The 12,976-nt window shown below is 71.1% G+C and carries 14 protein-coding genes and 1 tRNA gene; 12 read left to right on the top strand and 3 right to left on the bottom strand.

The features are described 5' to 3' along the window. Nucleotides 1–7 precede the first annotated feature (7 nt). Both F0U44_RS09760 and F0U44_RS09755 read right to left on the bottom strand, forming a co-directional pair. Nucleotides 8–619, bottom strand: a complete 612-nt coding sequence (locus tag F0U44_RS09760) for a GrpB family protein (protein WP_149728106.1) — start codon at nt 617–619, stop codon at nt 8–10. 30 nt (nt 620–649) lie between these two features. Next, the gene (locus F0U44_RS09755; protein WP_149728105.1) at nt 650–2,149 is read right to left on the bottom strand and encodes a DEAD/DEAH box helicase; all 1,500 of its coding nucleotides are present in this window, start codon (nt 2,147–2,149) and stop codon (nt 650–652) included. Nucleotides 2,150–2,402: 253 nt separating this feature from the next. Between F0U44_RS09755 and F0U44_RS09750 the strand changes: the two genes are divergently transcribed. Continuing rightward, on the top strand, nt 2,403–3,101 hold the full coding sequence (locus F0U44_RS09750; RefSeq protein WP_149728104.1) for a ferritin-like fold-containing protein: 699 nt from the start codon (nt 2,403–2,405) through the stop codon (nt 3,099–3,101). Nucleotides 3,102–3,115: 14 nt separating this feature from the next. After that, the gene (locus tag F0U44_RS09745) at nt 3,116–3,559 is read left to right on the top strand and encodes a nuclear transport factor 2 family protein (protein WP_149728103.1); all 444 of its coding nucleotides are present in this window, start codon (nt 3,116–3,118) and stop codon (nt 3,557–3,559) included. Here F0U44_RS09745 and F0U44_RS09740 read toward each other — a convergent pair. Continuing rightward, on the bottom strand, nt 3,537–4,454 hold the full coding sequence (locus tag F0U44_RS09740; protein ID WP_149728102.1) for a sterol desaturase family protein: 918 nt from the start codon (nt 4,452–4,454) through the stop codon (nt 3,537–3,539). The genes F0U44_RS09745 and F0U44_RS09740 overlap by 23 nt on opposite strands. A gap of 116 nt (nt 4,455–4,570) precedes the next feature. Between F0U44_RS09740 and eno the strand changes: the two genes are divergently transcribed. The 10 genes from eno (at nt 4,571) to F0U44_RS09690 (ending at nt 12,910) form a co-directional block, all read left to right on the top strand. Further along, on the top strand, nt 4,571–5,848 hold the full coding sequence (eno, locus tag F0U44_RS09735) for a phosphopyruvate hydratase (protein ID WP_149728101.1): 1,278 nt from the start codon (nt 4,571–4,573) through the stop codon (nt 5,846–5,848). Between the two features lie 60 nt (nt 5,849–5,908). Further along, the gene (locus tag F0U44_RS09730; protein ID WP_149728100.1) at nt 5,909–6,496 is read left to right on the top strand and encodes an FtsB family cell division protein; all 588 of its coding nucleotides are present in this window, start codon (nt 5,909–5,911) and stop codon (nt 6,494–6,496) included. Beyond that, nucleotides 6,493–7,005 (top strand): DUF501 domain-containing protein, encoded by a 513-nt coding sequence (locus F0U44_RS09725; RefSeq protein WP_149728099.1) that lies wholly within the window; start codon nt 6,493–6,495, stop codon nt 7,003–7,005. Before F0U44_RS09730 ends, F0U44_RS09725 begins: the two co-directional genes overlap by 4 nt. 1 nt (nt 7,006) lies before the next feature. Continuing rightward, nucleotides 7,007–7,942, top strand: coding sequence for a Ppx/GppA phosphatase family protein (locus F0U44_RS09720; protein ID WP_246160404.1), 936 nt, complete (start codon nt 7,007–7,009; stop codon nt 7,940–7,942). 54 nt (nt 7,943–7,996) lie between these two features. After that, entirely contained in the window at nt 7,997–9,340 is a 1,344-nt protein-coding gene (locus F0U44_RS09715) for a protein kinase family protein (protein ID WP_149728098.1), read from the top strand. Between the two features lie 48 nt (nt 9,341–9,388). Continuing rightward, nucleotides 9,389–9,931, top strand: a complete 543-nt coding sequence (locus F0U44_RS09710; RefSeq protein WP_149728097.1) for a glycine cleavage system transcriptional repressor — start codon at nt 9,389–9,391, stop codon at nt 9,929–9,931. Next, nucleotides 9,928–10,506 carry a peptide deformylase gene (gene def, locus F0U44_RS09705; RefSeq protein WP_149728096.1) on the top strand — a complete coding sequence of 193 codons (579 nt, stop codon included), beginning with the start codon at nt 9,928–9,930 and terminating at the stop codon, nt 10,504–10,506. The genes F0U44_RS09710 and def overlap by 4 nt, the downstream gene beginning before the upstream one ends. Before the next feature lie 74 nt (nt 10,507–10,580). Continuing rightward, a tRNA-Leu gene (locus F0U44_RS09700) sits at nt 10,581–10,654 on the top strand. Between the two features lies 1 nt (nt 10,655). Then, complete coding sequence (locus tag F0U44_RS09695) at nt 10,656–11,357, top strand: class I SAM-dependent methyltransferase (protein ID WP_223163636.1); 702 nt, start codon at nt 10,656–10,658, stop codon at nt 11,355–11,357. A gap of 38 nt (nt 11,358–11,395) precedes the next feature. Further along, entirely contained in the window at nt 11,396–12,910 is a 1,515-nt protein-coding gene (locus tag F0U44_RS09690) for a glycoside hydrolase family 5 protein (RefSeq protein WP_149728095.1), read from the top strand. Nucleotides 12,911–12,976: the final 66 nt, after the last annotated feature.

Here is a 12,976-nt window from a genome sequence, read left to right as displayed (position 1 = left end):
GGGCGGCTCAGCCGTCCAGCAGACCCATCGCGATGAACGCGCGCTGGTAGATCTCCCGCACCACCTGCTCCTTGCGGGCGTTGTACTGCATCATGTCCTCGCCCGAGGCGGTGGCCGCCGCGGCTGCCTCGCGCTTCGTCGCGGCGTAGAGCTCGCGGTCGGCGCTGTTGCCGCGGAGCCAGTCGCGGAAGATCCGGTGCTTCACGACCTCAGGGCTGTCCGGGCCGAAGACGTGGAGGTTGCACAGCGGAGCCGTCGAGCGCAGCGCACGGTGGCCGAACCACCACGGCTCGCGCACGCGCAGCTCGAACCCCGCAGCCTCGAGTGCCGCGAGGTAGGCAGCCTCGTCGTCGGGGTCGGCCACGACCAGGTCGATGTCGATGACCGGCTTGGCAGGCAGGTCGGGCACCGACGTCGAACCGACGTGCTGGATGAGGATCGCCCGCCAGCCGAGCGCACCGCGGATCCGGCCGGCCAGGTCGTCGTAGGCCTCGGGCCAGGTCGGATCGGGTTCGACGATCTCGATGTCCGTGGCCGGACCGGCGCCGTCCACCCAGGGCGAGGCGCCCTCGGGGACCGGCGGGTCGTGGAAGGCGACGATGTCCTCGCGGCTGGGCACCCCGCAGACCCTAGCCGCGAGGCACGAGGCTCAGGCCTCGACCGGAGCCGCGGACTGCTGCGCCGAGCCCGAGCCCGAGCCGGAACCCGAGCTGCGGCGACGACGGCGGTTGCGGTTGCGGTTGCTCGACGAGCCACCCTCGGCCTTCTCGCCGGCCTCGCCCGAGGTGGACGTGGTCGCGGGGGACGTGGTCGCGGGGGCAGCGCCCTCCGCGGCGGGCTCGCCGCCGCGCGTGCGGGTGCGGCTGCGGTTGCGGTTGTTCGAGCCGGAGCGCTCGCCCCGCTCCTCGCGCGGCCTGCGGTCACCGCCGCGGTCCTCGCGCGGCTTCCGCTCGACGGGCGCGGGCGGCACGATGCGGCCCTTGGTGCCCGGCGGGATGCCCTGGTCGTGGAAGAAGTGCTCGGAGGTCGAGTAGGTCTCGGCCGGCTCGTCGAACGGCAGGTCGAGCGCCTTGTTGATCATCTTCCAGCGATGCATGTCGGTCGCGTCGACGAGCGTGATCGCGATGCCCGTGGCGCCGGCCCGACCGGTGCGGCCGATCCGGTGGACGTAGGTCTTGTCGTCCTCGGGGCAGGTGTAGTTGACGACGTGGGAGACGCCCTGGACGTCGATGCCGCGCGCGGCGACGTCGGTCGCGACGAGCACCTGGATCTTGTCCTCGCGGAAGCGGGTCAGCGCCTTCTCGCGCGCCACCTGGGCCATGTCGCCGTGCAGCGGGCTGGCCTTGAAGCCGCGCTCGACGAGGTCGTCGGCGATCCGCTGGGCCTGGCGCTTGGTGCGGGTGAAGACGATGATCTTGCCGACGTCCTCGGCCTGGAGCAGACGCCCGATCATCTCGGGCTTGTCGAGGTCGTGGGACTGGTAGATGAACTGCGCGGTGGCCGGCACGGTGGCGTTCTCGTAGGAGGCCTCGGCGCGGATGTTCATCGGGTGCCGCATGTGGCTGCGGGCGAGCGCGACGATCGGGGCCGGCATCGTGGCGGAGAAGAGCATCGTCTGCCGGGTCTCCGGGGTGAGGCTGAGCAGTCGCTCGACGTCGGGGAGGAAGCCCAGGTCGAGCATCTCGTCGGCCTCGTCGAGGACGAGCGCGTGCACGTGGGAGAGGTCGAGCGCCTTGCGGTTGGCGAGGTCGATCAGGCGGCCGGGGGTGCCGACGACGATGTCGACGCCGGCCTCGAGCGCCTCGAGCTGCGGCTCGTAGCCGACGCCGCCGTAGATCGTGAGCACGCGCATGCCACGGTCCTTGCCGGCGAGCTCGAGGTCGCCGGAGACCTGGATCGCGAGCTCGCGGGTCGGCGCGACGATGAGCGCCTGCGGCTTGCCCTGCGGCAGCTCGGCGTAGTCGGGGTCGGTGACGGCGACGCTGCGCTGCAGCACCGGGATGCCGAACGCCAGCGTCTTGCCGGTGCCCGTGCGGGCCTGGCCGATGAGGTCGGTGCCCAGCAGCGCGACGGAGAGGGTCATCTCCTGGATCGCGAACGGGTGGACGATGCCGGCGCGCTCGAGCGAGTCGCAGATCAGCGGGAGCACGCCGAGGTCGCGGAAGGTGGGCGTGGTCGTCTCTTGGGTGGTGCTGTCGGTAGTCAGGGGTCTGTCGCTTTCGATGAGTGAGTTTCAGCCGGGGCCGATATCAGGTCGGATGCGGCTGATTCACACTCAGCCGCGCACATACGTGGCGCTCGCCGGACCGGTTGGTCCGCAGTGCGCCGGGAGCTCTCGCCGCCCGGATCGAACATGGTCGGGCAGCGGCTCGCTGGCTCCATGGTATCGGTACCCTGCGCCCATGGCTGAATCCGACGTAGAGCTCTCCGCCGCCCTCACGGACCCGGCCTACCGCGAGGCCGTCGTCGACCTCCTCGCCGTGGTCGCCTACGGCGAGCTGTCCGCCTTCGAGCGGCTCGTCGAGGACGCCACGCTGGCTCCCTCGCTCGCCGACAAGCTGGCGCTCGCGCAGATGGCCGGCGCCGAGCTCGCGAAGGTGCAGCCCCTGGTCGACCGGATCGCGCTGCTCGGCACGGACCCCTTCGTCGCGATGGCGCCCTTCCACGAGGCGCTCGACGAGTTCCACGCCCACACGGCGCCCGCCGACTGGTACGAAGGCCTGGTCAAGGCCTACGTCGGCGACAGCCTGGCCCGCGACTTCTACCGCGAGATCGCCGCCTACCTCGATCCCGACACCCGCGACCTGGTGGTGTCCTCGGTCGAGGAGGGCCTGCACTCGGAGTTCGCGATCGAGCGGATCCGGGAGGCCATCGCAGCCGACGCGCCCCTGGGCGGCCGGCTCGCGCTGTGGGGCCGCCGGATCATGGGCGAGGCGCTCATCCAGGCGCAGCGCGTCGCTGCCGACCGTGACGCCCTCACGGCGTTCCTCGTCGGCGGCGTCGACCGGCCGGGCATGGACCTGGCCGCACTCGGCCGCATGTTCACCCGGTTGACCGAGCTCCACTCCGACCGGATGGCTGAGCTCGGCCTCGACGCCTGAGCCGACGTGAGCTGATGGGCGACGCCGCACGCGAGGTCGAGAACCTCCTCTACCGCTACGCCGAGGCGATCGACGCCGGCGACTTCGATGCGGTCGGCGCGCTCTTCAAGCACGGTCGCATCTGCAGCGAGGGTCCCGAGGGCCCGGTCACGATCGCGCAGGGTGCCGCGGCGATCGGCGGCTTCTACCGCGACCTGGTGATGACCTACGACGACGGCACGCCGCGCACCCGCCACGTGACCACCAACGCGATCGTCACGGTCGACGAGGACAGCGCGAGCGCGACCAGCCGGTCGTCGTACACGGTCTTCCAGCAGGTGGGGGAGCGGCCGATCGAGCCGATCGTGATCGGGCGCTACGCCGACACCTTCCACCGCATCGAGGGCGAGTGGTGGTTCGACGCCCGGGTGTTCTCGGTCGACCTGAAGGGCGACCTCAGTCGGCACCTGCGGGGCTGAGCGCCGGCTCGGCCGGCTGCTGCGGCTCCCACCCCGGTGGGCCGAACAGGTAGCCCAGCCGCTCCCGCCAGCCGTGGGCGCCGCGCACGTTGCGGACGATCTGGGCGTAGTCGCCGTACTGCAGCTTGATGAGGTTGTAGCTGTTGACCGGCTTGGTCAGCCCGTAGGTCGGTCGCTGCTTCTCCTCCACGAAGCTGCCGAGCAGCCGGTCCCAGATGATGAAGATGCCGGCGTAGTTCTTGTCGAGGTACTCCGGGTCGGAGCCGTGGTGCACGCGGTGGTGCGACGGCGTGTTCATGACGAGCTCGATCGGCCGCCAGAGCTTGTCGATCGTCTCGGTGTGCACGAAGAACTGGTAGACGAGGTTGAAGCCGAAGGCCATGTAGATCGTCCACGGCGAGAAGCCCAGGAAGGGCAGCGGCAACCAGAAGAGGAACTCGAACCAGGGGTTCCACTTCTGCCGCAGTGCGGTCGCGAAGTTCATGTACTCACTCGAGTGGTGCGCCTGGTGCGCCGCCCAGCCGACGTTGACCCGGTGCACGAACCGGTGCGAGAGGTAGAACGTGAAGTCGACGGCGAGGATGACGAGCACCCAGTACCACCAGGTATCGGTCGGCATCTTGATCGCGTCGGGCGTCACGTAGACGAAGACCGCCGTGTAGACGAGGAACGACCCCACCTTGAGCGCCAGGCTGAAGACCAGCGAGATGGCGCCCATGCCCATCGAGGTGCGGGCATCGCGGCCGTGGTAGCCGGTCGGCGGCTTGTGGCCAGCAACAGAGCCCTCGCCGTGGTCGAGCCACTTCAGGGCCGCCAGCTCGATGGCGATGCTCAGCAAGAAGAACGGGATCGCGTAGGTGACCGGGTTCTTCCACGGGTCCAGCAGGTCGTGCACCCGTCGATGGTAGGCGGCTCGCCCGGTGGGTGGTGCCCGAACCGAGCGTGACGCGCGGCTAGGCTCACGTCGTACGACCCCCCAGACATGTGGCACTACCCAGGAGCAGCACACACGTGGCAGCGATCGAAGCCGTCGGCGCCCGCGAGATCCTCGACTCGCGCGGCAACCCCACCGTCGAGGTCGAGGTTCTCCTCGAAGACGGGTCCTTCGCCCGGGCCGCGGTGCCCAGCGGCGCCTCCACCGGCGCCTTCGAGGCGGTCGAGCTCCGCGACGGCGGTGACCGCTACGCCGGCAAGGGCGTCCAGCAGGCCGTCGACGCCGTGATCAACGTGCTCGGTCCCGCGATCGAGGGTCTCGACGCCGCTGACCAGCGGCTCATCGACCAGACCATGCTCGACGTCGACGCAACGCCTAACAAGGCCAAGGTCGGCGCCAACGCGATCCTCGGTGTCTCGCTCGCAGTGGCCCGCGCGGCGGCCGACTCCGCAGACCTGCCGCTCTACCGCTACGTCGGTGGCCCCAACGCCCACCTGCTGCCCGTGCCGATGATGAACATCCTCAACGGTGGTGCCCACGCCGACACCAACGTCGACATCCAGGAGTTCATGATCGCGCCGATCGGCGCCCCGACCTTCCGCGAGGCCCTCCGCGTCGGCGCCGAGGTCTATCACGCGCTGAAGTCGGTCCTGAAGAGCCGCGGTCTCGCGACGGGCGTGGGCGACGAGGGTGGCTTCGCGCCCGACCTCGAGTCCAACCGCGCCGCGCTCGACCTGATCGCCGAGGCGATCGGCAAGGCCGGCTACGAGCTCGGCAAGGACGTCGTGCTGGCGCTCGACGTCGCGGCCAGTGAGTTCTACGAGGACGGCGCCTACACGTTCGAGGGCGCCAAGAAGTCCGCCGACGAGATGATCGCCTACTACGCCGACCTCGTCGCCTCCTACCCGATCGTCAGCATCGAGGACCCGCTCAACGAGGACGACTGGGACGGCTGGAAGGCCATCACCGACCAGCTCGGCTCGAAGACCCAGCTCGTGGGCGACGACCTGTTCGTCACCAACGTCGAGCGCCTGCAGCGCGGGATCACCGGCGGTCAGGCCAACGCCATGCTGGTGAAGGTCAACCAGATCGGGTCGCTCACCGAGACCCTCGACGCCGTGGAGCTCGCGCACCGCAACGGGATGCGCAACATGATGAGCCACCGCTCGGGCGAGACCGAGGACACCACGATCGCCGACCTCGCGGTCGCGACCAACTGCGGCCAGATCAAGACCGGCGCCCCGGCGCGGTCCGAGCGGGTCGCCAAGTACAACCAGCTCCTCCGCATCGAGGACGAGCTCGGCGACGCGGCGCGCTACGCCGGCGCCGGCGCGTTCCCGCGCTTCCAGGGCTGATCGCAGGGCTGACCGCCGCACCGACGCACGACCGAGACCGCTGAGACCAAGGGGGACCGCATGGCAGCCACACCCGGCGACCGGCGCAACCCTGGTCGGCGGCCGCACAGCCCGGCTCGCTCCGGGCCGAGCGCGGCTGGGCGTCCCGAGCGCAAGCGCGCCGAGCGTGAGCGCGTCGCCACGGTCGCCCGGGCCCGGGCGGAGGAGAAGCAGCGGTCCCGCCTGACGGGTCGCGCCGCGATCCTCGTGCTGGTGCTGGCCGTGCTCGCCGTGTCCTACGCCTCGTCGCTGCGGGCCTACCTGCAGCAGCGTCACAAGCTCGACGCCCTCGAGTCGCAGATCAGCGAGCGCGAGTCGTCGATCGACGACCTCGAGCGGGAGAACGAGCGTTGGGACGACCCGGCGTTCATCGCTCAGCAGGCGCGGCTGAAGGGCTACGTCAAGCCGGGGGAGACGCCCTACGTGGTCGTCGACTCCAACGGCAACGCACTCACCAACTCCGAGCTCGACGACCCCTCGTCGGTCGGCGACCAGGAGACCCCGGCCTGGTACGACGGCGTCTGGGACTCGGTGAAGGTCGCCGGTCACCCGCCTACCAAGATCCCCGCCCCGCCCAAGAAGCGGATCGTGGGGTCGGAGGACGAGTGACCAGCCCTGACGACGAGGCGGTCATCGCGGCGCAGCTGGGCCGGACGCCTCGCGGCATCCACGCGATCGGGCACCGCTGCCCGTGCGGCAACCCCGACGTCGTGACGACCGAGCCGCGACTGCCCAACGGCACGCCCTTCCCGACGACCTACTACCTCACCTGCCCGCGGGTGAACTCCAAGATCGGCACCCTCGAGTCCTCCGGACTGATGCGCGAGATGGAGGACCGCCTCGCGACCGACCCCGAGCTCGCCGTTGCCTACCAGGCCGCGCACGAGGCCTACCTGGCCGACCGGGCCGCGGTCGGTGCAGCCCACGACCTCGAGGTGCCCGAGATCGAGGGCATCTCTGCGGGCGGCATGCCGGTCCGGGTGAAGTGCCTCCACGTGCTCGCCGGCCACGCGCTTGCTGCCGGCCCCGGAGTGAACCCGTTCGGTGACGAGGTGCTCGAGCTGCTCGGCGAGTGGTGGGCCTCAGGCCCCTGCGTGGAGACGCCTGACGGTGGTTGAGGTGCGAGCGGAGCGAGCCTCGAAACCCGTCGCCGCGATCGACTGCGGGACCAACACGATCAAGCTGCTGATCGGCGACCTCCCCGAGGTCGCGGTCCGCGAGAGCCGGATGGTCCGCCTCGGCCAAGGGGTCGACGCGACGGGTCGGTTGGCGCCGGAGGCGTTGGTGCGGGCCTTCGAGGCGATCGACGAGTACGCCCGCCTGATCGCCGATCACGGCGCCGAGCGAATCCGCTTCTGCGCCACCTCGGCCACGCGCGACGCCGACAACTCCGCAGAGTTCACGGCGGGGGTGCGGGCCCGGCTCGGCATCGACCCGGAGGTGCTGTCGGGGGAGGAAGAGGCCCGGTTGGCGTTCGACGGGGCCGTGCGCGGCACGACACCCGGACCCGAGCCGGTGCTCGTCTTCGACGTCGGCGGGGGCTCGACCGAGCTGATCCTCGGCACCCGGGCCGAAGGCCCGATGGCCGCGCACTCGATGGACATCGGGTCGGTGCGGCTCCACGAGCGTTGCCTCGGCGGCGACCCGGCGACCGACGACCAGCTCGCTGCCTGCATCGCGGCCATCGACGCCGCGCTCGACGCCTGCCCGGTCGACCCGGCGGCCGCCGCGGCGGTCATCGGCGTGGCCGGCACCGTGACGACGGTTGCTGCGGGCGTGCTGGGCCTGCCGGCGTACGACCGCGAGCTGATCCACGGCCGGGCGCTCGACATCGACGACGTGCACCGCACGGTCGACGAGCTGGTCCACCTGACCCGGGCCGAGCGGCTCGCGCTCGGCTACGTGCACCCGGGGCGGCTCGACGTGATCGACGCCGGCGCGCTCATCGTGAGCCGCGTCCTGCGGCGGGTGCAGGTGCCGACGCTCACCGTCGCGGAGACCGACATCCTCGACGGCATCGCGTGGTCGCTCGCGGGGCCGGCGCCCACCATCTGATCAACTCGGTCAATCGTCTGCGGCTCGGGTCGCGCGGGGCGTAGTTTCCGCATCATGACCGCCTCCGCTGGGTTGTCGGACGAGCAGGTCCTGGCCATCGGCCGCGGCCTCCTCACGGAGCTGGCTCGGCTGCACGAGGCCGGGGGTGTGTGCGGCGCTGTCGGCGCCTCGAGCGTCCTGGTCGACGAGGCCGGCGGCGTCCACCTCGCGCAGGGCGCGGCCATCGACCCGGGCTACGCGAGTCCGGAGGTCCTCTCCGGCCAGCCTCCGACGGTGCGCAGCGATCTCTACTCGGCAGCGGCGCTGCTGGCCCACCTGTTCCGCGGGGCGCCCTCGCTGCCGCCGCGTGTCGACGACCTCGATCCGGGCGTCGCGTGGCTGCTCGGACCGGTCCTCGTGCCCGATCCTGCCCACCGCCCCGGCTCGGCCGCCGACATGGTGCTCGCGCTCGACCAGCTGGCTCAGCAACGCCACGGACAGGACTGGCGAGCGGGAGCCGTCGCGTTCGGCGCGGTCGTCACCGCCGGCGCGGTGCCGCTGCTCGTGCTCGCGACGAGCGGGTCGGCATCGGCCGCCACCGCCGCCGGTGTCGCCGGCGCTGCGGGCTCGGGGGTGGCCTCGGGTGCGATCGGCGGCGGTGCCGCAGGAAGCGCGGTCGGTGGCGCGGGTGGAGGTGGGAGCGCTGTCGGAGCCGTGGGCTCCGCGGGCCACGTCGGCGGTCACGGCACGATCGCGGGGCTTTCGAAGGGCGCTGCGATCAAGATCGGCGCGGGCGTCGCCGCCGGCGCTGTCGGCATCGGAGGAGTCGCGACCGCGGTCGTCGTGCTGAGCGGACCCGAGACGCACGACGTCAAGGTGCCGGGCACCTCCGACATCTACCTGGCTGGTGCCGGCGACGAGGAGAAGGCGCTCCTGAGCGACCCGGGCACGGCTCCGGTCAAGGTCAAGGTCGACGGTGCGGGCAAGGTGACCTTCGCGAAGGTCGAGGGCAAGATCAGCGCCTGCGACGGCTGCGTCCTGGAGTCGCCCGACGGCGGCGAGCAGTCCTTCGCCGCGACCGGCGTGTCGGGCTTCAACGGCATCGCAGGTGTCAGTCACGTCGACCGCACGCTCTTCCTGGTGGGGGTGTTCGTCGGGGACGACCAGCCCACCCAGGCAGCCGACGCGGTCGTCGACCTCAGCGAGGCCAACAGCCAGCAGCGCCAGAGCCCGGACCTCGGTGAACCCTTCTTCATCGGCAACGGCGAGACCTCGAGCGGCAGCACCCAGGAGGTCAAGGTCCCGAGCGACGCCCAGACGCTCTACCTCGGCTTCGCCGACGGCTACGGCTTCGTCGGCGTGCCCGGCGCCTACGGCGACAACCAGGGCAGCATCTCGCTCGAGGTGAAGGTCGACTGAGTCGCGTAGGGCCTCCACCCCCGGCACGGGCGATGGGAGGATGACGGCATGACCGCTGCGCGCCTCTACGCCGTCACCGTCCTGGGCCACGACCGGCCGGGCATCATCGCCGAGGTCACTGCGGGTCTCGCCGATCTCGGGCTCAACATCGAGGACACGACGATGACCCTGCTGCGGGGCCACTTCGCGATGATGTTGGTGTGCTCGACCGAGGGTGCTGACGGCCGGGTGGCGCCGAGCGAGATCGAGCACGCGCTCACCCCGCTGACGGCGGGTGGCGAGCTCGACGTCTCGGTGCGTCCGGTCAACGACGAGCCGACGCCGACGACCGGCGGCAGCTCGTGGGTGCTGACCGTGCACGGCGGTGACCGGCCCGGCATCGTGTCGGCGATCGTCCGCGAGGTCGCCTCGGCCGGCGGCAACATCACCGACCTGACGACCCGGCTCTCCGGCGAGCTCTACCTGCTCGTCGCCGAGCTCGACCTGCCGTCGTCCGCCGACCCCGCCGCCGTCGAGGCATCCATCAAGGCCGCCGCGACTGACGTCGGTGTCACCGCCACGCTGCGGGCGGTCGAGGCCGACGACCTGTGAGCCCTCACAGCCCCCACGGCACCGACAGCGAGCGCGTCGCCGCCTGGACCGAGGCCGAGCTCGGCCTCGACGGCCGGGTCCTCGAGGTCGTGCGCGCGCCTGACCCGGTGCTCGCGACCGCGGGGGAGCGGGTCGATCCGACTGCCGAGGAGTGGGTCCAGCTCGCTGCGGACCTGGTGGCCACGATGCGGGTCAGCCCTGGTTGCGTCGGTCTAGCAGCCCAGCAGGTCGGTGTCGCCGCGCAGGTCTTCTGCGTCGACGTCTCCGAGCACCCCAAGGCGCGGACCCACCACGGCACCTTCGTCCTCTGCAACGCGGAGGTGGTCGAGGCGAGCCGCAACGACAAGGCGCGGGAGGGCTGCATGAGCGTGCCCGACTTCACCGGCGACGTGAAGCGAGCCAGCCGGCTCGTCGTCACCGGCCAGCTGCCCGGCACCGGCGAGCAGGTCACCTTCGAGACCGACGCCTTCGAGGCCCGCGCCCTGCAGCACGAGATGGACCACTGCCAGGGGTTCCTCTTCCTCGACCGCGTTGCCGGCGCGCATGCCGTGCACCCGCGCCAGACCTACTTATGACCTGGGCGACGGGCTAACGTCATACGCCCCGCACCGCGGGAGGCGCGAGACGTATGACGTCCCGTGCTTGGCCGGCCCCTGTATCCCAACCGGCAGAGGAAGCCGCCTTAAAAGCGGCGCAGTCTGGGTTCGAGTCCCAGCGGGGGCACGTGAACCACCACCATGACGACCGCGACCACGACCTCACGCTCGAGGAGATGCGGAAGGCGCTGACCCGCGAGTTCTGGGACGAGCGGTACGGCGGCAGCGACCGCGTGTGGAGCGGCCGGCCCAACCGGCGGCTGGTCGAGCAGACCGCCGACCTGACGCCCGGTCACGCGCTCGACGTGGGTTGCGGGGAGGGCGCCGACGCGATCTGGCTCGCTGAGCAGGGGTGGGAGGTCACCGCCGTCGACGTGTCGCGGGTCGCCCTGGACCGCACCGCCGAGCACGCGATCGAGCGCAAGGTCGACCACCGCGTGCGCGTCGGTGAGTACGACGTCTTGTCGGGTCACCCGCCGCGGCACCCGAGGCGCTCCCACGGCTTCGACCTGGTCTCCGCGCACTTCATGCACGTGCCGCGCGACGACTTCGACGGCGTCTACAGCCGCCTCGCCGCTGCGGTCGCGCCGGAGGGTCGGCTGCTCGTGGTCGCCCACCACCCTCACGACGTGGACAGCGGCGCCCGCCGGCCGCACGGCCCGGGCCTGCTCTTCCCACCCGAGCAGCTGTTGGCGACCCTCGGCCTCGAGGGCGGCTCGACCGACACCTGGGAGGTGGAGGTCGCCGAGGTGCAGGACCGGGAGCAGGAGACCGAGGAGGGACCGATGCCGGTCCGCGACACGGTGGTGCGCCTCCGGCGGAAGTCCTGAGGGGAGTCACCTTCCCGGGCTCGCCTCGTTGAGCCAGCGTGAGCCGCCTTAGAACGTGTTCTATCGCGCTGGTCGCTGGTGCCGTCGTACTCGGCCTGGCGCCGAGCGCCCGCGCCGAGCGCCGCGAGGTCAGCCAGCCCGTCGTCTCGACGGTCGCGGCCGTCGACGCGACCTCCGACGCGCCGCAGCTGCGCCGCAAGGGCCGCTGGATGGTGGACCAGTACGGGCGGGTGGTGATCGTCCACGGCTTCAACCTGGTGTGGAAGAAGGCGCCCTACGCGCCGCCGGAAACGGCGGCCGGGTTCACCGCGGCCGATGCTCAGTGGCTGAAGGACCACGGGTTCAACGGCGTGCGGCTCGGCACGATGTGGGCCGGTATCACGCCCGATCAGGCCGGCATCGGCGACGAGACCTACCGCGACCGCTGGCAGCGGGTCATGGACCTGCTGGCCGACCAGGGCATCTGGATGCAGCTCGATGCCCACCAGGACCAGTGGCACGAGACCTACGGCGGCGAGGGCGTGCCCGACTGGGCGATGATCCGGCCGGCGCCGTTCAACCTGCTTCCGCCGGTCAACCTGCCCTTCCCGCTGGGTTACTGGACGCCCGAGGTGTCGACGGTCTTCGACCGGTTCTGGGCCAACAAGGACGGGCTGCTCGACGGCTGGGTGGATGCGTGGAAGGTCGCCGCCGGTTGGTGGCAGGACCAGCCCTACCTCATGGGCTACGACCTGATGAACGAGCCGTGGATGGGCCTCGAGTGGTCCAACTGCCTGAAGGCGGGCTGCCACGCGTCCTACACGAAGGAGCTCCAGCCGGCCTTCGAGAAGGCGACCACCGCGATCCGCGCTCTCGACTCGCAGAACATCGTGTGGTGGGAGCCTCAGCAGCTCGCCGCCGGCCAGAAGGCGCCGACCTACCTCGAGCCGATGGCGGGGGAGCGGCGCCTGGGCCTGTCGTGGCACAACTACTGCCAAGACGTCTTCCTGGAATCGCAGGGCATCCCCGGCGGCAAGGTCGAGAACTGCTGGAAGTTCAGCCGCGACCGCGAGCAGAACGCCGTCGCCCAGGCGCGGAAGATCAGGGCGGTGCCGATGATGAGCGAGTGGGGCGCCACCGACAACGTCCGCGCCGTCGAGATCGACGCGGCCGTGGCCGACGAGCACCTGATGAGCTGGCTGCACTGGGCCTACAAGCGCTGGGAGGACCCGACCACTGCCGACGACGCCCAGGGCATGTTCACCGACGACGCCGACCTCACCTCGGTCAAGACCGAGAAGCTGCTCAAGCTGGTCCGCACCTATGCGCAGGCCGTGGCAGGCACGCCGACGAAGATGTCGTTCGATGCAGTGACCGGTGACTTCCTGCTGCGCTACCGGCCCGACCCGACGATCACGCAACCGACGGAGGTGTTCGTCAGCCCGCTGCACTACGCCAACGGCTACGAGGTCGTGGTGGACGGCGGCACCGCGGTGCAGCAGCCCGGGCAGATGGTCGAGGTGGCCCCGACGGGCACCGGACCGGTCACCGTGCGGATCGCCGACGCGGGGTGAACGAGCAGCCTCCGTAGGGAACGCCAACGGCAAGCGGTACGTTGCACAGGTATCTGGCTCCTACAC

The organism is Nocardioides humilatus (assembly GCF_008373755.1).
Taxonomy (GTDB): Bacteria; Actinomycetota; Actinomycetes; order Propionibacteriales; family Nocardioidaceae; genus Nocardioides; species Nocardioides humilatus.
Note: the sequence above shows the minus strand (reverse complement) of the source record. Positions and strands in the feature narration are given on the sequence as shown.

Excerpts from the sequence above, each read along its gene's own strand:
- F0U44_RS09750 (WP_149728104.1), top strand. The coding sequence starts at position 2,403 with ATGGCTGAATCCGACGTAGAGCTCTCCGCCGCCCTCACGGACCCGGCC.
- F0U44_RS09745 (WP_149728103.1), top strand. The coding sequence starts at position 3,116 with ATGGGCGACGCCGCACGCGAGGTCGAGAACCTCCTCTACCGCTACGCC.
- F0U44_RS09730 (WP_149728100.1), top strand. The coding sequence starts at position 5,909 with ATGGCAGCCACACCCGGCGACCGGCGCAACCCTGGTCGGCGGCCGCAC.
- F0U44_RS09715 (WP_149728098.1), top strand. The coding sequence starts at position 7,997 with ATGACCGCCTCCGCTGGGTTGTCGGACGAGCAGGTCCTGGCCATCGGC.
- F0U44_RS09710 (WP_149728097.1), top strand. The coding sequence starts at position 9,389 with ATGACCGCTGCGCGCCTCTACGCCGTCACCGTCCTGGGCCACGACCGG.